Source organism: Streptomyces gilvus (assembly GCF_022513565.1).
Lineage (GTDB): Bacteria > Actinomycetota > Actinomycetes > Streptomycetales > Streptomycetaceae > Streptomyces > Streptomyces gilvus.
The window spans coordinates 25,166-43,234 of sequence record NZ_JAKWBE010000028.1 but is presented as its reverse complement, the minus strand read 5'-3'; the positions used below and the strand labels follow the sequence as shown (position 1 = coordinate 43,234).

Sequence of the window (18,069 nt, the reverse complement as noted above, 5' to 3'; positions counted from 1 at the left end):
CTACCCGGCAGTCCCCACAGTTATGCGCACATCGCTAGGGTGTGGGGCTGAGATGGCCAGCGAGACCTGTGGGGAAGCCCGTGCGTGAATACCTGCTGACGCTCTGCGTCACGGCCGCGGTGACGTATCTGCTGACAGGGCCGGTACGGAAGTTCGCGATCGTGGCCGGAGCGATGCCGGAGATCAGGGCCCGTGACGTGCACCGGGAACCGACTCCGCGGCTCGGCGGTATCGCGATGTTCTTCGGGCTGTGCGCCGGTCTGCTCGTCGCGGACCATCTGACCAACCTCAACGAGGTCTTCGAGAAGTCGAACGAGCCGCGGGCGCTGCTCTCCGGCGCCGCGCTGATCTGGCTGATCGGCGTCCTGGACGACAAGTTCGAGATCGACGCCCTGATCAAGCTCGGCGGCCAGATGATCGCGGCCGGCGTGATGGTCATGCAGGGCCTGACGATCCTGTGGCTGCCCATCCCGGGCGTCGGCAACGTGGCGCTGACCCAGTGGCAGGGCACCCTGCTGACGGTCGCCCTCGTCGTCATCACGATCAACGCGGTGAACTTCGTCGACGGTCTCGACGGCCTCGCCTCCGGCATGGTGTGCATCGCGGCCGCCGCGTTCTTCCTGTACGCCTACCGCATCTGGTACTCGTACGGCGTCGAGGCCGCCGCCCCGGCCACGCTGTTCTCGGCGATCCTGATGGGCATGTGCATCGGCTTCCTGCCGCACAACATGCATCCGGCGCGGATCTTCATGGGCGACTCCGGCTCGATGCTGATCGGGCTCGTCCTGGCCGCCGGCGCGATCTCCATCACGGGACAGGTCGACCCGGACGCGCTGAAGCTGTTCGTCGGCTCCGAGAAGGCGGCCGTGCACCAGACGGTGCCGGTCTACATCCCGCTGCTGCTGCCGCTGACGATCATCGCGGTGCCCACCGCCGACCTGGTCCTCGCGATCGTGCGCCGCACCTGGCGCGGTCAGTCGCCCTTCGCCGCCGACCGCGGCCATCTGCACCACCGGCTGCTGGAGATCGGCCACTCGCACAGCCGGGCCGTGCTGATCATGTACTTCTGGTCGGCGCTGATCGCCTTCGGGGCGCTCGCCTACTCGGTCAACTCCGCGTCAATGTGGATCGTGCTCGGCATCGTGTTCCTCAGCGCGATCGGTCTCGTGCTGCTTCTGCTGCCGCGCTTCACGCCGCGTGCCCCGCGGTGGGCCGAGGCCTTCCTGCCGCCCCGCTACCGGCGGCGCCGCGCGCTGGCCCGTGCCGCCTCTACGCCCGTACAGGAAGCGGGAGTTGGGGTGGCGGACGAGTCCGCGCCGGCCCCGGAGCCCTGCCCTCCGGTCGTGGCGGGCGTGGCGGGGGTCAACGGAGCGACGGCGCTGGGCGCCCGTCCGCAGCTGCTCGACAGGGGAAAGGCCGGAACGTCCCGCTGACGTCGGCAAGGTAAGAATCTGACTAGAGCATTGCCAAGTCGTGGGGGAATAAAGCCTCCCAATACCAGACAAGCCACCCCGGATTCTGCACAGACGCGCACTCTCACTCTCATGTGTGACGGCGAGCACACGTCTTGGTAAAGACCGCATCAAATAGTTTGTGATACGGTTCACGAGAACCCGGGGTAGAGCCGAAGGACCGTGATGCGACGGTCCATTGGCCGCGAGTTCCCCTCTCGGCCCGGGACTACGCTCGTCCATGACGACACCCTGCCCCCCTGCGAAAGCGGAGTTGCCGCCATGCCGTCCAATGACGCCCGGAACCTGGCGCCGATCGCCGTACCCACGGCGGCCGCCGGCGTGGTCGCCGTCGCCGTCAGCGCGGCCGTGGCCGGAGGCAAGGGAGCGATCGGCGCGGCCGTCGGTGTGCTGCTCGCGATGCTCTTCATGGGGATCGGTCTCTACGTCCTGCAGTGGACGGCAAAAACGCTCCCGCACCTGTTCCAGGCCATGGGGCTGATGCTCTATGTCGCCCAACTCCTGCTGCTCATGATCTTCGTGGCCCTCTTCAAGGGCACCTCCCTCTTCAACGGCAAGGCGTTCGCGCTCTCGCTCGTCGTCGCGACCGTCGTGTGGATGGCCACCCAGGCACGTGCGCACATGAAGTCCAAGATCTTCTACGTCGATCCGGACTCCGCGAAGAGCGAGCGGCCCGAGAAGACGGGCCACCCGTCGTGAGGGGTAGGGCCGGGATAAGGACGCGCGAGATCTCCTGCTATCGTCCGGTGCCAACTGCGGCATCGCGGGCGCGGGCATCCGAGCTGACGCCTGCAGCAACGCGAGGCTCGAAGCCCCCCAGCCGCCCCCACATCCGTAACACCAGTCCGGTGCCGACCCGCGGCTGCGCGCCGCGCCGACACAACGAGGTTGCCGTACCCATGCGTCACGCCGAAGGAGCCCGTGGTGAGTGCTGACCAGACCCAGCTCGCCTTTGACTGGAGTTGTCGGATCATGTCCGACAACGGGTGTGGCTTCCCGGCTCCGGGCCTGCACTCGTTCCTGTTCAAGCCCCTGTTCACGGTGGGCGGGTTCGAGTTCAACAAGGTGATGCTGCTCGCCCTGATCACCTCCGCGGTCGTCGTGATCTTCTTCTCGGCGGCCTTCGGCAAGGCCAAGGTGATCCCGGGCAAGCTCCAGATGGTCGGCGAGGCCGGCTACGACTTCGTCCGCCGCGGCATCGTCTACGAGACCCTCGGCAAGCGCGACGGCGAGAAGTACGTCCCGCTGATGGTCTCGCTGTTCTTCTTCATCTGGATCGCGAACATCTGGTCGGTGATCCCGCTGGCCCAGTTCCCGGTCTCGTCGATCATCGCCTACCCGGCCGTGCTCGCCGCGGTCGTGTACCTGACCTGGCTGCCGCTGACCTTCAAGAAGCACGGTTTCGCCGGCGGCTTCAAGAACATCACCGGTTACGACGCCTCGCTCGGCGCGGTGCTGCCGCTCGTGGTCGTCATCGAGTTCTTCTCGAACGTCATCGTCCGCCCGTTCACGCACGCGGTCCGACTCTTCGCCAACATGTTCGCCGGTCACCTGCTGCTGGTGATGTTCACCGTCGCCAGCTGGTACCTGCTCAACAGCTGGCTGATCCCCGGCGCCGCGGTCTCCTTCGTGATGACCATCGTGATGGTGATGTTCGAGCTCTTCGTCCAGGCCGTCCAGGCGTACGTGTTCGTGCTGCTGGCCTGCTCCTACGTTCAGGGCGCTCTCGCCGAGCACCACTGAGCACCGTCCGCACCACCCCCACCAGTCGTCCGGTGGCCAACCCCCACCGGTCCGTAAAAGAGAAGGAAGAAACGGCATGTCCGCTGCCATCGACCTCGCCGCCGGCGTCTCCGGTTCCCTCGGCTCCATCGGTTACGGCCTCGCGGCCATCGGCCCCGGCATCGGTATCGGCATCATCTTCGGTAACGGCACCCAGGCCCTGGCCCGTCAGCCCGAGGCGGCCGGTCTGATCCGCGCCAACCAGATCCTGGGCTTCGCCTTCTGTGAGGCGCTCGCCCTCATCGGCATCGTTATGCCGTTCGTGTTCGGTCAGTAAGACCTCTTACTCCGACACGTATCGACGAAAGGCACTGATGTGATCGCCAACCTGGTTCAGCTGGCGGCCGAGGAGAAGCAGAACCCCCTCGTCCCGCCGGGCCCCGAACTGCTTGTCGGCGCCATCGCCTTCGCCATCGTGTTCTTCTTCTTCTGGAAGAAGCTGCTCCCGAACATCAACAAGGTTCTGGAGGAGCGCCGCGAGGCGATCGAAGGTGGCATCGAGAAGGCCGAGGCGGCTCAGGTCGAGGCCCAGAGCGTTCTCGAGCAGTACAAGGCCCAGCTCGCCGAGGCCCGGCACGAGGCCGCGCGTCTGCGCCAGGAGGCGCAGGAGCAGGGTGCCGCCCTCATCGCCGAGATGCGCGCCGAGGGCCAGCGGCAGCGCGAGGAGATCGTCGCCGCCGGTCACGCGCAGATCGAGGCCGACCGCAAGGCCGCCGCGTCCGCGCTGCGGCAGGACGTCGGTCACCTCGCGACCGAACTGGCCGGCAAGCTCGTCGGCGAGTCCCTCGAGGACCACGCCCGCCAGAGCCGTGTCATCGACCGCTTCCTCGACGAGCTCGAGGAGAAGGCCGAGGCCACCCGATGAACGGAGCGAGCCGCGAGGCCCTGGCAGCCGCACGCGAGCGTCTCGACGCGCTGACGGACTCCACGTCCGCCGACGCGACGAAGCTCGCCGACGAGCTGGCCGCCGTCACCGCGCTGCTCGACCGCGAGGTGTCGCTGCGTCGGGTCCTGACCGACCCGGCGCAGGCCGGTGAGGCCAAGGCCGAGCTGGCCCAGCGGCTGCTCGGCGGGCAGGTCGGCGGCCAGAGCGTCGACCTCGTCTCCGGCATGGTGCGCTCCCGCTGGTCGCAGTCGCGCGACCTGGTGGACGCGCTGGAGGAGCTGGCCAACACCGCCGAGCTCACCGCCGCGCAGAAGCGTGGTGCGCTCGACGACGTCGAGGACGAGCTGTTCCGCTTCGGGCGGATCGTCTCCTCCAACACCGAGCTGCGCGCCGCGCTCACCGACCGCGCCGCGACCACCGCCGCCAAGATCGAGCTGCTGCACCGGCTGCTCGGCGGCCGGGCCGTCGCGTCGACAGAGCGTCTTGTGACGCGCCTTGTGACCGCGCCGCGGGGACGTAGCCTGGAGTCGGGACTGGAGTCCCTGTCCAAGCTCGCCGCCGAGCGCCGGGAGCGCCTGGTCGCCGTGGTCACCTCGGCGGTGCCGCTGAGCGACACGCAGAAGCAGCGCCTGGGCGCCGCTCTCGCGAAGCTCTACGGCCACACGATGCACCTCAACATCGACGTCGACCCCGAGGTCGTCGGCGGCATCCGGGTGCAGGTCGGCGACGAGGTCATCAACGGCTCGATCGCGGACCGCATCGCGGACGCCGGCCGCCGCCTGGCGGGCTGAGCAGCAACTTCATAAGCAGAACAGCAGTACAGCAATACAGCAGTACGTACCTACGGCCCGGTTGGGTCGTGCAGAGGATTCACCTTCTTTGAGGGGGAGTCCCCATCCCCCCAAGTTGAAACTTCGGGCCCAACAAGGAGAGCAGGGAACCCAGATGGCGGAGCTCACGATCCGGCCGGAGGAGATCCGGGACGCGCTGGAGAACTTCGTCCAGTCGTACAAGCCGGACGCGGCCTCGCGCGAGGAGGTCGGTACGGTCACCCTTGCCGGCGACGGCATCGCGAAGGTCGAGGGCCTGCCCTCGGCCATGGCCAACGAACTGCTGAAGTTCGAGGACGGCACCCTCGGCCTCGCGCTGAACCTGGAAGAGCGCGAGATCGGCGCCATCGTCCTCGGTGAGTTCAGCGGTATCGAGGAGGGGCAGCCGGTGCAGCGCACCGGTGAGGTGCTCTCCGTGGCCGTCGGCGAGGGCTACCTCGGCCGCGTCGTCGACCCGCTCGGCAACCCGATCGACGGCCTCGGCGAGATCGAGACGTCCGGCCGCCGCGCCCTCGAGCTGCAGGCTCCGGGCGTCATGGCCCGTAAGTCGGTGCACGAGCCGATGGAGACCGGCTACAAGGCCGTCGACGCGATGACCCCGATCGGCCGTGGCCAGCGTCAGCTGATCATCGGCGACCGCCAGACCGGCAAGACCGCCCTGGCCGTCGACACGATCATCAACCAGCGTGACAACTGGCGCTCGGGCGACCCGAAGAAGCAGGTCCGCTGCGTCTACGTCGCCATCGGCCAGAAGGGCTCGACCATCGCCTCCGTGCGTGGCGCCCTCGACGAGGCCGGCGCGCTGGAGTACACGACCATCGTCGCCGCCCCGGCGTCCGACCCGGCCGGCTTCAAGTACCTTGCGCCGTACACCGGTTCGGCCATCGGTCAGCAGTGGATGTACGAGGGCAAGCACGTCCTCATCATCTTCGACGACCTGTCGAAGCAGGCCGACGCCTACCGCGCCGTGTCGCTGCTGCTGCGCCGTCCGCCGGGCCGTGAGGCCTACCCGGGTGACGTCTTCTACCTGCACTCCCGTCTGCTGGAGCGCTGCGCGAAGCTCTCCGACGACATGGGCGCCGGCTCGATGACGGGTCTGCCCATCGTCGAGACCAAGGCCAACGACGTCTCGGCGTTCATCCCGACCAACGTCATCTCCATCACCGACGGCCAGTGCTTCCTGGAGTCGGACCTGTTCAACGCCGGTCAGCGGCCCGCGCTGAACGTCGGTATCTCCGTCTCCCGAGTCGGTGGTTCCGCGCAGCACAAGGCGATGAAGCAGGTCTCCGGCCGCCTCCGTCTCGACCTCGCCCAGTACCGCGAGCTGGAGGCCTTCGCCGCCTTCGGTTCCGACCTGGACGCCGCGTCGAAGTCCCAGCTGGAGCGTGGTCAGCGACTGGTCGAGCTGCTCAAGCAGCCGCAGTACCAGCCGATGCCGACCGAGAACCAGGTCGTCTCCGTCTGGGCCGGCACCACCGGCAAGATGGACGACGTCCCGGTCGCCGACATCCGTCGCTTCGAGAAGGAGCTGCTCGAGTACCTGCACCGCAAGGAGCAGGGCCTCATGACCTCCATCAAGGAGGGCGGCAAGATGTCGGACGACACCCTCACCGCTGTCGCCGACGCGATCGCCGAGTTCAAGAAGCAGTTCGAGACCTCGGACGGCAAGCTTCTCGGCGAGGACGCCCCGGCCGCGGCCAAGTGACGTAAGGAAGGGACCTGACTCATGGGAGCCCAGCTCCGGGTCTACAAGCGTCGCATCCGATCCGTCACCGCGACCAAGAAGATCACCAAGGCGATGGAGATGATCGCCGCCTCGCGTGTCGTCAAGGCGCAGCGCAAGGTGGCGGCCTCCACGCCGTACGCGACCGAGCTCACCCGCGCGGTCACGGCGGTCGGTACCGGCTCGAACACCAAGCACCCGCTGACCACCCAGGCCGAGACGGTCACGCGGTCCGCGGTGCTGCTCCTGACGAGCGACCGTGGTCTCGCCGGCGCCTTCAACTCCAACGCCATCAAGGTGGCGGAGCAGCTGACCGAGCGTCTCGAGGCCGAGGGCAAGGAGGTCGACACGTACATCGTCGGCCGCCGCGGTCTGGCTCACTACAACTTCCGCGAGCGCAAGGTCGTGGAGTCGTGGGCGGGCTTCACCGACGAGCCCACGTACGCGGACGCCAAGAAGGTCGCGGGTCCGCTGATCGAGGCCATCGAGACGGAGACGGCCGAGGGCGGCGTGGATGAACTCCACATCGTCTTCACCGAGTTCGTGTCGATGATGACGCAGACGGCCCTCGACGACCGTCTGCTCCCGCTCAGCCTCGAAGAGGTGGCGAAGGAGGCAGCCCCCAAGGGCGAGATCCTTCCGCTGTACGACTTCGAGCCGTCGGCCGAGGACGTCCTCGACGCCCTGCTGCCGCGCTACGTCGAGAGCCGTATCTACAACGCGCTGCTCCAGTCGGCTGCCTCCAAGCACGCCGCCACGCGCCGCGCGATGAAGTCGGCCACCGACAACGCGGGAGAGCTCATCACCACGCTCTCCCGACTTGCCAACGCGGCCCGCCAGGCCGAAATCACCCAGGAAATCAGCGAGATCGTCGGTGGCTCCGCAGCCCTGGCCGACGCGACCGCGGGGAGTGACCGCTAATGACCGCCACTGTTGAGACCGCGACGGCCACGGGCCGCGTCGCCCGGGTCATCGGCCCGGTCGTCGACGTGGAGTTCCCCGTCGACGCGATGCCGGACATCTACAACGCTCTGCACGTCGAGGTCGCCGACCCGGCGAACGAGGGCGAGAAGAAGACGCTGACCCTGGAGGTCGCCCAGCACCTGGGTGACGGCCTGGTCCGCACCATCTCCATGCAGCCCACCGACGGTCTGGTCCGCCAGGCCGCCGTCACCGACACCGGCACGGGCATCACCGTCCCGGTCGGCGACTTCACCAAGGGCAAGGTGTTCAACACCCTCGGTGAGGTGCTGAACGTCGACGAGCAGTACGAGGGCGAGCGCTGGTCCATCCACCGCAAGGCCCCGAACTTCGACGAGCTCGAGTCGAAGACCGAGATGTTCGAGACCGGCGTCAAGGTCATCGACCTCCTCACCCCGTACGTCAAGGGTGGAAAGATCGGCCTGTTCGGTGGCGCCGGCGTCGGCAAGACGGTGCTCATCCAGGAGATGATCTACCGCGTCGCCAACAACCACGACGGTGTCTCCGTGTTCGCCGGTGTCGGTGAGCGCACCCGTGAGGGCAACGACCTCATCGAGGAGATGGCCGACTCGGGCGTCATCGACAAGACCGCGCTGGTCTTCGGTCAGATGGACGAGCCCCCGGGCACCCGTCTGCGCGTGGCCCTCGCGGGTCTGACCATGGCGGAGTACTTCCGCGATGTGCAGAAGCAGGACGTGCTGTTCTTCATCGACAACATCTTCCGCTTCACGCAGGCCGGTTCCGAGGTGTCGACCCTGCTCGGCCGTATGCCCTCCGCGGTGGGCTACCAGCCGAACCTGGCCGACGAGATGGGTCTCCTCCAGGAGCGCATCACCTCGACCCGTGGTCACTCGATCACCTCGATGCAGGCGATCTACGTCCCCGCGGACGACCTGACCGACCCGGCCCCGGCCACCACCTTCGCCCACCTCGACGCGACGACGGTGCTCTCCCGTCCGATCTCCGAGAAGGGCATCTACCCGGCCGTGGACCCGCTGGACTCCACGTCCCGCATCCTGGACCCGCGCTACATCGCGGCGGACCACTACGAGACCGCGATGCGCGTCAAGACGGTCCTCCAGAAGTACAAGGACCTCCAGGACATCATCGCGATCCTCGGTATCGACGAGCTCGGCGAGGAGGACAAGCTCGTCGTCCACCGTGCCCGTCGCGTGGAGCGCTTCCTGTCCCAGAACACCCACGTCGCCAAGCAGTTCACCGGCGTCGACGGGTCGGACGTCCCGCTGGACGAGTCGATCGCGGCCTTCAACGCGATCATCGACGGCGACTACGACCACTTCCCGGAGCAGGCGTTCTTCCTGTGCGGTGGCATCGAGGACCTCAAGGCCAACGCCAAGGAGCTGGGCGTCTCCTGAACTCCCTGAGTTCATCTGAGGGGGCGGGTGCGTCCCGCCCCCTCAGTCACGCCCACTGCTGCATCGCCTGGGGGACGCCCCCCGGACCCCCGGCAGAGTCCCGGGGAGGGCGCCGACACATTGGTGCGCGGGGCCCTACTAGACTTGTTCGCAACACCCGGCACGAGAAGCCGGGTGGTGACCCGAGGAGCCACCTTGGCTGCTGAGCTGCACGTCGCGCTGGTCGCGGCCGACCGAGAGGTCTGGTCCGGCGAGGCCACCCTGGTCGTCGCGCGCACCACGTCCGGCGACATCGGCGTCATGCCCGGTCACCAGCCGCTGCTCGGTGTGCTGGAGTCGGGCCCGGTGACCATCCGTACGAGTGAAGGTGGAACGGTCGTCGCCGCGGTGCACGGCGGTTTCATCTCGTTCGCGGACGACAAGCTGTCGCTGCTGGCCGAGATCGCCGAGCTGTCGGACGAGATCGACGTCCAGCGCGTGGAGCGGGAGCTGGAGCGCGCGAAGGCGGAGGGCGACGCCGCCGCCGAGCGCCGCGCGGACGTACGACTGCGTGCGGCGGCGACGAGCTGACCCCGCTCGGAGCTGTATGACGTCACTCAGCCGCGATCGGAACCGGAGCAATCCGGAGCCGGTCGCGGCTGAGGCAGATATGGATGATTTTTCCGTTCCGTGACCTAAATTTACCCGTGGTCGGTACCTAGGAGACGAGGAGGTCGGTGTCGATGGTCCTCGCTCTGACTGTGTGCGGAGTCGTCGTGGCCCTGGTGGTGCTGGGGCTGTTCGTCTTCGGGCTGCGCCGCAGACTGATCCAGCGCTCCGGGGGCACCTTCGACTGTTCGCTGCGCTGGGACGTCCCCGAGAAACCCGACGCCAGCGGAAAAGGCTGGAGCTACGGTGTCGCCCGCTACAACGGCGACCGCATCGAGTGGTACCGCGTCTTCTCCTACGCCTACCGTCCCCGCCGTCTGCTGGAGCGCGCCGCGATCGAGGTCGCTGGCCGCCGCCTGCCCGAGGGCGAGGAGGAACTGGCCCTTCTCTCCGACGCCGTCGTCCTCACCTGTCTGCACCGGGGTACCCGCCTCGAACTCGCCATGAGCGAGGACGCGCTGACCGGTTTCCTCGCGTGGCTGGAGGCAGCCCCGCCCGGTCAGCGAGTCAACGTCGCCTAGCTTCTTCGGTCAACTCCTTTACGACAGGCCGCTGTTGATGGCGCTCACCAGCTCTCCGTTGCTGGTGTCGCCGCTGAACTCCCAGAAGAACGCGCCCCCCAGACCCTGGGACTTGGCCCAGCTCATCTTCCCGGCGATCGTCGACGGGGTGTCGTAGGACCACCAGTTGCTGCCGCAGTGGGCGTACGCCGTGCCGGCGACGGTGCCGGTGACCGGGCAGGAGGTCTTGAGGACCTTGTAGTCCTCGATGCCCTGCTCGTAGGTCCCGGCCGCGGATCCGGTGGCCGTGCCGCCGGGCGCGTCCTGGGTCACGCCCGTCCAGCCGCGGCCGTAGAAGCCGATGCCGATGAGCAGTTTCGAGGCGGGGACCCCGATCGCCTTGTACTTGGCGATCGCGTCGGCCGTGGTGAACCCGGCCTTCGGGATGCCGGAGTACGAGGTGAGCGGGGAGTGCGGGGCCGTCGGGCCCTGGGCGTCCCACGCGCCGAAGAAGTCGTACGTCATCACGTTGTACCAGTTGACGTAGTTCGCGGCGCCCGCGTAGTCGGCGGCCTCGATCTTGCCGCCGGCCGAGCCGTCGGCGGTGACGGCCGCGGTGACCAGTTTGCTCGTGCCGAACTTGGCGCGCAGCGCGGCCATCACGTTCTTGAAGGCCGCGGCCCCGCTGGTGTCGCAGGACAGGCCGCAGGCGTTCGGGTACTCCCAGTCGATGTCGATGCCGTCGAACACGTCCGCCCAGCGCGGGTCGTTGACGAGGTTGTAGCAGGAGTCGGCGAACGCGGCGGGGTTGGCCGCGGCCTGGGCGAAGCCGCCGGACCAGGTCCAGCCGCCGAAGGACCACAGCACCTTGATGTTGGGGTACTTGGCCTTCAGCTCGCGCAACTGGTTGAAGTTGCCCCGCAGCGGCTGGTCCCAGGTGTCGGCGACCCCGCTGACGGACTGGTCGGCGGTGAACGCCTTGTCGTAGTCGGCGTAGGAGTCGCCGATCGCGCACTGGCCACCCGTCACGTTGCCGAAGGCGTAGTTGATGTGCGTGATCTTCGCCGCCGAGCCCGACGTCACCAGGTTCTTGACGTTGTAGTTGCGGCCGTAGATGCCCCACTCGGTGAAGTAGCCGAGTCTGACCTTGTCGCCGGTGGTCGGGGGAGTGGTGGTACCGCCGGTGGTGTGGACCGCGACCGCGCCGCTGGCCGGGCCGGTCTGGTCGGCGGTGTCGCGGGCCTGCACGGTGTAGGAGTAGTCGCTGCCGGCGGTGAGGCCGGTGTCGGTGTAGCTGGTGGCGGTGACCGTGGAGACGACCTTGCCGTCGCGCAGGACGTCGTAGTTCTTGACGCCCTTGTCGTCGGTGGCCGCGCTCCAGCTCAGTTTCACCGAGGTGTCGGTGATCGAGGACGCCGTCGGGGTGCCGGGCGCGGAGGGCGGGTTGTCGCCGGGGACGCTGGTCCCGCCGTCACAACTTCCGCCGTTCAGCGTGCAGTTGCTCGGTGAGCCGGATCCGGTGCCGTTGAAGCCGAAGGAGACGGAGACGCCGGGGGCGAGGGTGCCGTTGTAGGACTTGTTCTTGGCCGTCCAGTGGGTGCCGGAGCTGGTGACGTCGGCGTCCCAGGCCGAGGTGACGGAGGTGCCGGAGGGGAAGTCCCAGGCGATGGTCCAGGAACTGATGGACGTGGAGCCGGTGTTGGTGACCGTCCATTTGCCCTCGAAGCCGGTGCCCCAGTCCTGGGTCTTGGCGTAGGTGGCCGTCGCGGTGCTCGCGGCCTGGGCGGGGGCGGCGAGGCCGACCAGTCCGGCCAGCGGGAGCAACAGGGTCGCGAACCCTGCCGCGGCTCGGTGTCTGAAGCGCATGTCGCGCCTCCTTAGGGGGAGTTGGGGCGTGACTGAGCCTTCACGCCCACGGTGCCGCGAGAATAGAAAGGTCTGGACCACGGGTCAAGAGGTCTGGACCACTCTCGGTAGACGGCCACTGGATCCCCTGATCAGGTGGCGGGCGACGGTCCGTGTACCCGTGTACACGGACACGGGTACACTTGTGAGATGGACGACTCCGCATCCGTATCCGTCCGCGAAGCCCGGGCGAACCTGGCGCGGCTCCTCGACCACGCGGAAGAGGGGGAGCCCACCGTCATCACGCGCGGTGGCACGCCGGTGGCCGCGATCGTGCCCATAGAGGAGTACAACGCCTTGGAGGCGGCGGCGGACGAGTTGCTCGCACGCAAGGCGCTGCAGACTCTCGCCGAGGAGGGCGACGCACCGCGCGCCACGCTGGCAGACGTGATCGCGGACATCTTCGGCCCGCCCAAGCCGGACGTCGCATGAAGGTCGCATGAAGTACGCCTTCGAGTTCACCGCCGCCGCCCGCCGTCAGTTCAACGCCATTGATCAGACGACCGCCCTGCTTGTCCTCCACGTGCTCAGCCGGCTCGGCGACGATCCGTACCGCGACGACGCGGACGTCGAGAAGCTGTCGGGCCATGACGACCTGTACCGGCTCCGCGTGGGCTCGTACCGGATCGCCTACGTGATCGAGGACGGCAGGCTGGTCATCCTCGTGGTCGAGGTCGGGCACCGGCGGGAGATCTACCGTCGCCTCTGAGCCACCGCTGCCGCCCGACCGGTTCAGGACCGTACCCTGACCAGGCGGTGAGCGAGGGAGGGGTGTATGAGCGAGGCGGAACGTTCCGGGGCCGTGCTGGTGGTGGACGACGACGCGGCCATCCGGCGCTCGCTGGAACGCGGGCTCAGGCTGAGTGGCTTCCGGGTCCGCACGGCGGACGGCGGCCGGGAGGCGCTGGCCACGGTCCGGGAGGCGCCGCCCGACGTCCTCGTCCTCGACGTGTCGATGCCCGGAATGAGCGGCATCGAGGTGTGCGAACGGCTCCGCGCGGACGGGCTGGACCTGCCCGTGCTGATGCTCTCCGCGCTCGACGAGACCGCCGACCGTATCGCCGGGCTCCAGGCGGGCGGCGACGACTACCTGGTCAAGCCGTTCGCCCTGCAGGAACTGGTGCTGCGGCTGCGCGCCCTGCTGCGCCGCCGGCCGCCCGCGGGGGAGGTGCTCCGGGTCGCCGGTCTGGTCATCGACCCGGGCGCCCGCACCGCCGAACGGGACGGGCGGCCACTGGAGCTGACCCGCCGCGAGTTCGAGCTGCTGGAGGTGCTCGCCCGCAACGCCGGGCTCGTCCTCACCCGCGACCAGCTGCTGGAACGGGTGTGGGGCTACGACTTCGACGTGCGCACCGACGCCGTGGACACCTTCGTCAGCTATCTGAGGCGCAAGCTGGAGGCCGACGGCCGGCCCCGGCTGGTGCACACCGTGCGCGGCGTCGGCTTCGTGCTGAGGGACTGAGGGACTGAGGAACTGAGGGACTGAGGAACGAACGGTGAGGCTCTCCACCCGTATCGGGCTCGCGGTCGGCGTCACCGTGCCGCTGCTCGTCCTGGCCTCCGGCTGGCTGCTGCTCCGGCTGGTCACCCACGATCTGCACAGCGCCGAGGACGACCATCTGCGCGCGCGTGCCACCGCCGTCGCCCCCGACGCCCGCGCCCTGCTGCGGGCCACCGCGAACAACCGGCCCAGGGCGGCCGACACCCGCGAACGGCGGCTGTTCAGCGCCGCCCTCGACGTCGGCGTACGCGTCACCGGCCCGGACGGCACCTTCAGCGGCGGCCCGCAGCCGGATGCCTCGGTGCCGTTGCCCGAGGGCACAAAGGGTCCCGTCACCGTGCGGGACGGCGGCGAGAGCTGGCGTGCGCTGTCCCGGACGATCACCACCCCGCGCGGCCCGGGCACCCTCTGGGTCTTCTCGCCCAACGCCGCCGACCAGGCCCAACTCCGCCTGGTACGACGCCGGGTGGCGGTCACGACGCTGCTCGCCGTCCCGCTCTCCGGCCTGCTCGCCTGGGCCGTCGCCACCGGCGCGACCGGGCCGCTGCGGCGCCTTGGCCGTCGTACCGCCGGACTCGACCCGCGCACCAGCACCGCCCGGCTGTCCGACGAGCCGAGCGGGGTCACCGAGGTCGACGAACTCGCGGCCACCCTGCGCACGGTCCTCGCCCGTTACGACGAACAGGCCGCCCGTACCGCCGAGGCGCTGGACACCGCCCGCTCCTTCTCCTCGGCCGCCGCGCACGAACTGCGCACCCCGCTGATGAGCATGGGCACCAACCTCGACATCCTCGCCGCCCACCCCGACCTGCCCGAACCCGACCGCACCGAGGTCCTCGCCGACCTGCGCGCCGAGCACGCCCGGCTGCTGAACCTGCTCGTCATGCTGCGCGAGCTGGGCCGCGGTGACCTGGTGGAGGCGGAGGCATTCAAGGCCGTGGACGTCTCCGAGGCGGCCGACGCCGCGGTGGCCGAGGCCCGGCGACGCGCCCCGGACGCCCGGATCACCCTGGCCGCGGAACCCGGGCCGACGGTCCACGGCTGGGAACCGGGCCTGCGCCTGCTGCTGGACAACCTGCTGGCCAACGCCCTCGCCCACGGACGCGACGCGACCGGCCGGGCGACGGTGACGGTCGGCGTGCGGCGCGCGGGCGACCAGGTCGTCGTCACCGTCGACGACACCGGCCCCGGGGTGCCTGCCGAGGCCCGCGCCCGGATCTTCGAGCGCTTCCGGCGTGGGCCCGACAGCTCCGGCTCCGGGCTCGGTCTGACCCTCGTGGCCCAGCAGACGGCCCTGCACGGCGGGAGCGTCACGGTCGAGGACGGGCCCTCGGGCGGGGGCGCCCGCTTCGAGGTGCGGCTGCCCTCCACCGGCGGCCCGCTTCCCGCCCACCGCGACTGGCTGATCGACACAGCCGGGACAAACCGGTCACAGAGTTTCCCCAAAGACGCTCCCTAGCCTCCCCGGCGGGCGGACGGACGAAGGGGGCCGTCCGCGGAACGGAGGCTGAGATGTACGTACGACGACGCCGGCGCACGCTCCTCACCGGGGCGGCCGTGGCGGCGCTCCTGGCGGCGACCACGGGAGCGGCCGCGGCCGACAGCACCCCCGCGCCCGCCGCCACGCCGACCGGCGATGGCGCGCGGGCCCTGTGCAAGCGGGCCCCGAAGATCGACCACCGGATCGACCGGGCCCTGAAGCGGCTGAACGCGGGCGCCGGTCAGCGCGGCTCGATCGCCCGGCTGCAGCAGCGGGTGGACAACGCGAAGAGCGCCGGGCACTCCGAGATCGCCACCTACCTCCAGGACCGGCTGACCTTCCGCACGTCCCTGGTGACGACGCTGGAGCAGCGCCAGAAGGACCTGGCCGAGGTGGAGAACTGGTGCAAGGACAACGACTCGGGCTCGAGCTGATGCGGCCGAAGGCCGCGGCCGCCGCGGTCGCGCTCCTGATCGCGCTGACCGCGGGCTGCGCCCACGACGCCGGTACGCCCCGGAAGGCCGCCGCCACTCCTTCCGGCTACGCGGAGATGCGGCAGAAGCTGTCCGCCGCCGAGTCCGCCCTGGCCCGGGCCGACAAGGACGCGGCGCAGGACCACTGAGAGGGGAAGAGGCGGGGAGCGCCCTGACCCGGCAGCGCTCCCCGCCCTGCAGCCGGCTCAACGTCCCCCGCCCGGCACCCGGCTCAACGTCCCCCGTCAGGCACTCGGCTCAGCGCTCCCCGCCGGGCACCCACAGCACATCGCCCGTCGCCTTGTTCGCCGTGCGGGCCAGGATGAAGAGGAGGTCGGAGAGGCGGTTGAGGTAGGTCGCCGTGAGGGGGTTCATCGCCTCGGCGTGGGCCTCCAGGGCCGCCCAGGTGGAGCGCTCGGCCCGGCGGACGACCGTGCAGGCCTGGTGGAGCAGGGCCGCGCCGGGGGTGCCGCCCGGGAGGATGAAGGAGCGCAGCTTCTCCAGCCGCTCGTTGAAGCGGTCGCAGTCCGCCTCGAGCTTGTCGATGTAGAACTGCTCGACCCGGAGGGGAGGGAACTCCGGATTCTCCACCACCGGCGTCGACAGATCCGCGCCCACGTCGAACAGGTCGTTCTGGACACGGGTGAGGACCTTGACGACCTCCTCCTCCAGACCGCCCAGCGCGATCGCCGTACCGATCACCGCGTTCGCCTCGTTGGCGTCGGCGTACGCGGCGATCCGCAGATCGGTCTTGGCGACCCGGCTCATGTCACCGAGGTTGGTGGTGCCCTTGTCGCCGGTCTTCGTATAGATGCGCGTCAGATTGACCATGTGGCCAGCGTAATTACGCTCCGGCCGTCCGGAACACGCGTGTGCCGACTGTCACGGCGAGCGCCGAGCAGCCGACGGCCACGAAGGTGCGGGCCAGTCCGGCCGCGCTGATGACTGCTGCCATGCCCGCCAGAAAGACAGAGTCCTCTTTCTCGACCGCGGGGCGGGCGTCCGTGACCGGCTGTCGCGCTGGGTGCGCGGCCGGGACGAGGGGGAGTCGGCCGCCGCCGCGGTCCTGCGGGAACTGCGCGACGAGATCGAGGCGGTGTCGGCGCGGGTCGGCCTGATGGAGGGGTACGACCGTTTGAGGCGGGTCGTTCACGACGTACCCACCCTCCGGTCCCGGCTGTGGAGCCTCCGGCAGGAGATCGGGAAGACCCGCTGCCGACCCTGATCGCGGGTCAGATCACCCGGGTTCACCAGACCGTGACGGGCGTCATCGCCCATGAGATGGTCAAGGGGCGCAATCCATGCGAAGTGTCACGAGAGGTACTGGTCCTCCTCCACGACATCGAGGAGCTGTTGAGTGAGAGGATGCTCAACTACGCCGTCCGGGGCCCTGAATGACCCCTGCCGGTGTGATGTCCGTCAGATGAGACGTGACGCGCATTACTAACCCGTCACACAGCCGGTCATCGGCGCTAGGGTCCGCCGGAGAGGCAACCTGAACAGGGTTCAAGGCGTTTCAAAGGGGAGTCGCACAGTGGCACGGAAGCTTGCCGTCATCGGTGCCGGCCTGATGGGTTCCGGTATCGCCCAGGTCTCCGCTCAGGCGGGCTGGGACGTCGTCCTGCGCGACGTCACCGACGAGGCACTGAACCGTGCCGTCGGCGGCATCCAGGCGTCGTACGACAAGTTCGTCGGCAAGGGCAAGCTGGAGGCGCACGACGCCGACGCCGCCCTCGCCCGGATCACCACGACCACCGACCTGGACGCCGCCGCCGACGCCGACGTCGTGGTGGAGGCGGTCTTCGAGAAGCTGGAGGTGAAGCACGAGATCTTCCGCACGCTGGACAAGCTCGTGCGCGAGGACGCCGTGCTCGCCTCCAACACCTCCGCCATCCCGATCACCAAGATCGCGGCGGCCACCGAACGCCCCGAGCGGGTCGTCGGCGTCCACTTCTTCTCGCCGGTGCCGATGATGCAGCTCGTCGAGCTGGTCCGCGGTTACAAGACGAGCGACGAAACCCTCGCCACCGCGCGGGAGTTCGCCGAGTCCGTCGGCAAGACCTGCATCGTCGTCAACCGCGACGTGGCCGGCTTCGTGACGACCCGTCTCATCTCGGCGCTGGTCGTCGAGGCCACCAAGCTGTACGAATCCGGCGTGGCGAGCGCCGAGGACATCGACCTCGCCTGCAAGCTGGGCTTCGGCCACGCGATGGGCCCGCTGGCCACGGCGGACCTGACCGGGGTCGACATCCTGCTGCACGCCACCAGCAACATCTACACCGAGTCGCAGGACGAGAAGTTCGCGCCGCCGGAGCTGATGCGCCGGATGGTTGACGCCGGTGACATCGGGCGCAAGAGCGGGCAGGGCTTCTACACGTACTGAAACAGCGGTACGTCCAGCCACTGAAACCGCACAAACCCCGGGAGTCTCACTCCTGAGGGTGAATTCGGTATCGGTTCGCTTACAGACGGCAACCAGTTCGCCGCAGAAGCAGTCAGACGATGCACAGTC

General features: G+C 69.0%; 20 protein-coding genes and 1 pseudogene. 19 read left to right on the top strand and 2 right to left on the bottom strand.

Annotated elements, in window-relative coordinates; all coding sequences use genetic code 11:
* Window positions 1-80 precede the first annotated feature (80 nt).
* The 11 genes from MKW14_RS32160 to MKW14_RS32110 all read left to right on the top strand — a co-directional run bounded on the left by MKW14_RS32160 (window position 81) and on the right by MKW14_RS32110 (window position 10,219).
* Complete coding sequence (locus MKW14_RS32160; protein WP_240868652.1) at window positions 81-1,433, top strand: MraY family glycosyltransferase; 1,353 nt, start codon at window positions 81-83, stop codon at window positions 1,431-1,433.
* Window positions 1,434-1,733: 300 nt separating this feature from the next.
* Window positions 1,734-2,171, top strand: a complete 438-nt coding sequence (locus MKW14_RS32155) for a Cg1360 family ATP-synthase-associated protein (protein WP_240868649.1) — start codon at window positions 1,734-1,736, stop codon at window positions 2,169-2,171.
* Window positions 2,172-2,396: 225 nt separating this feature from the next.
* Complete coding sequence (gene atpB, locus MKW14_RS32150) at window positions 2,397-3,215, top strand: F0F1 ATP synthase subunit A (protein WP_502628185.1); 819 nt, start codon at window positions 2,397-2,399, stop codon at window positions 3,213-3,215.
* A 76-nt stretch (window positions 3,216-3,291) separates the two neighbouring features.
* A complete protein-coding gene (gene atpE, locus MKW14_RS32145) occupies window positions 3,292-3,531 on the top strand; it encodes an ATP synthase F0 subunit C (RefSeq protein WP_046591560.1) in 240 nt (79 codons plus the stop codon).
* Window positions 3,532-3,570: 39 nt separating this feature from the next.
* Window positions 3,571-4,119 (top strand): F0F1 ATP synthase subunit B, encoded by a 549-nt coding sequence (locus MKW14_RS32140; protein WP_240868647.1) that lies wholly within the window; start codon window positions 3,571-3,573, stop codon window positions 4,117-4,119.
* Entirely contained in the window at window positions 4,116-4,931 is an 816-nt protein-coding gene (locus tag MKW14_RS32135) for a F0F1 ATP synthase subunit delta (RefSeq protein ID WP_240868644.1), read from the top strand. The genes MKW14_RS32140 and MKW14_RS32135 overlap by 4 nt, the downstream gene beginning before the upstream one ends.
* 154 nt (window positions 4,932-5,085) lie before the next feature.
* Entirely contained in the window at window positions 5,086-6,675 is a 1,590-nt protein-coding gene (gene atpA / locus MKW14_RS32130; protein WP_240868643.1) for a F0F1 ATP synthase subunit alpha, read from the top strand.
* 21 nt (window positions 6,676-6,696) lie between these two features.
* Window positions 6,697-7,614: a F0F1 ATP synthase subunit gamma gene (locus MKW14_RS32125; RefSeq protein ID WP_240868641.1), complete on the top strand. Its 918-nt coding sequence runs from the start codon at window positions 6,697-6,699 to the stop codon at window positions 7,612-7,614.
* On the top strand, window positions 7,614-9,050 hold the full coding sequence (atpD, locus tag MKW14_RS32120) for a F0F1 ATP synthase subunit beta (RefSeq protein WP_240868639.1): 1,437 nt from the start codon (window positions 7,614-7,616) through the stop codon (window positions 9,048-9,050). The genes MKW14_RS32125 and atpD overlap by 1 nt, the downstream gene beginning before the upstream one ends.
* Window positions 9,051-9,245: 195 nt before the next feature.
* Entirely contained in the window at window positions 9,246-9,620 is a 375-nt protein-coding gene (locus MKW14_RS32115; RefSeq protein WP_240868637.1) for a F0F1 ATP synthase subunit epsilon, read from the top strand.
* Between the two features lie 152 nt (window positions 9,621-9,772).
* Window positions 9,773-10,219: a DUF2550 domain-containing protein gene (locus tag MKW14_RS32110; protein ID WP_133044681.1), complete on the top strand. Its 447-nt coding sequence runs from the start codon at window positions 9,773-9,775 to the stop codon at window positions 10,217-10,219.
* An 18-nt stretch (window positions 10,220-10,237) separates the two neighbouring features.
* On the opposite strand, the gene MKW14_RS32105 is transcribed toward MKW14_RS32110, so the two are convergent.
* The gene (locus MKW14_RS32105) at window positions 10,238-12,064 is read right to left on the bottom strand and encodes a glycosyl hydrolase family 18 protein (protein WP_240868634.1); all 1,827 of its coding nucleotides are present in this window, start codon (window positions 12,062-12,064) and stop codon (window positions 10,238-10,240) included.
* A gap of 189 nt (window positions 12,065-12,253) precedes the next feature.
* Here MKW14_RS32105 and MKW14_RS32100 point away from each other — a divergent pair, with 189 nt between their 5' ends.
* The 6 genes from MKW14_RS32100 (at window position 12,254) to MKW14_RS32075 (ending at window position 15,706) form a co-directional block, all read left to right on the top strand.
* Complete coding sequence (locus MKW14_RS32100; protein WP_240868631.1) at window positions 12,254-12,535, top strand: type II toxin-antitoxin system Phd/YefM family antitoxin; 282 nt, start codon at window positions 12,254-12,256, stop codon at window positions 12,533-12,535.
* Window positions 12,536-12,542: 7 nt separating this feature from the next.
* Complete coding sequence (locus tag MKW14_RS32095) at window positions 12,543-12,812, top strand: type II toxin-antitoxin system RelE family toxin (RefSeq protein WP_240868630.1); 270 nt, start codon at window positions 12,543-12,545, stop codon at window positions 12,810-12,812.
* 66 nt (window positions 12,813-12,878) lie between these two features.
* A complete protein-coding gene (locus tag MKW14_RS32090) occupies window positions 12,879-13,565 on the top strand; it encodes a response regulator transcription factor (RefSeq protein ID WP_240868625.1) in 687 nt (228 codons plus the stop codon).
* Window positions 13,566-13,599: 34 nt separating this feature from the next.
* Window positions 13,600-15,063, top strand: a complete 1,464-nt coding sequence (locus tag MKW14_RS32085) for a sensor histidine kinase (RefSeq protein WP_240868623.1) — start codon at window positions 13,600-13,602, stop codon at window positions 15,061-15,063.
* A 53-nt stretch (window positions 15,064-15,116) separates the two neighbouring features.
* Window positions 15,117-15,518, top strand: coding sequence for a hypothetical protein (locus MKW14_RS32080; RefSeq protein ID WP_240868621.1), 402 nt, complete (start codon window positions 15,117-15,119; stop codon window positions 15,516-15,518).
* Window positions 15,488-15,706, top strand: a complete 219-nt coding sequence (locus MKW14_RS32075; protein ID WP_240868619.1) for a hypothetical protein — start codon at window positions 15,488-15,490, stop codon at window positions 15,704-15,706. The genes MKW14_RS32080 and MKW14_RS32075 overlap by 31 nt, the downstream gene beginning before the upstream one ends.
* Window positions 15,707-15,815: 109 nt before the next feature.
* Here the strand turns inward: MKW14_RS32075 and MKW14_RS32070 are convergent, their stop codons facing one another.
* A complete protein-coding gene (locus MKW14_RS32070; RefSeq protein WP_240868617.1) occupies window positions 15,816-16,388 on the bottom strand; it encodes a cob(I)yrinic acid a,c-diamide adenosyltransferase in 573 nt (190 codons plus the stop codon).
* 145 nt (window positions 16,389-16,533) lie between these two features.
* Between MKW14_RS32070 and MKW14_RS32065 the strand changes: the two are divergent.
* Together MKW14_RS32065 and MKW14_RS32060 are read left to right on the top strand one after the other, a co-directional pair.
* A pseudogene (locus tag MKW14_RS32065) lies at window positions 16,534-16,955 on the top strand (TetR/AcrR family transcriptional regulator); the annotation flags it as partial.
* Window positions 16,956-17,091: 136 nt separating this feature from the next.
* A complete protein-coding gene (locus MKW14_RS32060; RefSeq protein ID WP_240868615.1) occupies window positions 17,092-17,940 on the top strand; it encodes a 3-hydroxyacyl-CoA dehydrogenase family protein in 849 nt (282 codons plus the stop codon).
* Window positions 17,941-18,069: the final 129 nt, after the last annotated feature.

What these genes read in the sequence shown, in the direction of transcription:
- MKW14_RS32155 (WP_240868649.1), top strand. Translation starts at nt 1,734, where the DNA reads ATGCCGTCCAATGACGCCCGGAACCTGGCGCCGATCGCCGTACCCACG.
- atpE (WP_046591560.1), top strand. Translation starts at nt 3,292, where the DNA reads ATGTCCGCTGCCATCGACCTCGCCGCCGGCGTCTCCGGTTCCCTCGGC.
- MKW14_RS32135 (WP_240868644.1), top strand. Translation starts at nt 4,116, where the DNA reads ATGAACGGAGCGAGCCGCGAGGCCCTGGCAGCCGCACGCGAGCGTCTC.
- atpA (WP_240868643.1), top strand. Translation starts at nt 5,086, where the DNA reads ATGGCGGAGCTCACGATCCGGCCGGAGGAGATCCGGGACGCGCTGGAG.
- MKW14_RS32125 (WP_240868641.1), top strand. Translation starts at nt 6,697, where the DNA reads ATGGGAGCCCAGCTCCGGGTCTACAAGCGTCGCATCCGATCCGTCACC.
- atpD (WP_240868639.1), top strand. Translation starts at nt 7,614, where the DNA reads ATGACCGCCACTGTTGAGACCGCGACGGCCACGGGCCGCGTCGCCCGG.
- MKW14_RS32110 (WP_133044681.1), top strand. Translation starts at nt 9,773, where the DNA reads ATGGTCCTCGCTCTGACTGTGTGCGGAGTCGTCGTGGCCCTGGTGGTG.
- MKW14_RS32105 (WP_240868634.1), bottom strand. Translation starts at nt 12,064, where the DNA reads ATGCGCTTCAGACACCGAGCCGCGGCAGGGTTCGCGACCCTGTTGCTC.
- MKW14_RS32100 (WP_240868631.1), top strand. Translation starts at nt 12,254, where the DNA reads ATGGACGACTCCGCATCCGTATCCGTCCGCGAAGCCCGGGCGAACCTG.
- MKW14_RS32095 (WP_240868630.1), top strand. Translation starts at nt 12,543, where the DNA reads ATGAAGTACGCCTTCGAGTTCACCGCCGCCGCCCGCCGTCAGTTCAAC.
- MKW14_RS32090 (WP_240868625.1), top strand. Translation starts at nt 12,879, where the DNA reads ATGAGCGAGGCGGAACGTTCCGGGGCCGTGCTGGTGGTGGACGACGAC.
- MKW14_RS32080 (WP_240868621.1), top strand. Translation starts at nt 15,117, where the DNA reads ATGTACGTACGACGACGCCGGCGCACGCTCCTCACCGGGGCGGCCGTG.
- MKW14_RS32070 (WP_240868617.1), bottom strand. Translation starts at nt 16,388, where the DNA reads ATGGTCAATCTGACGCGCATCTATACGAAGACCGGCGACAAGGGCACC.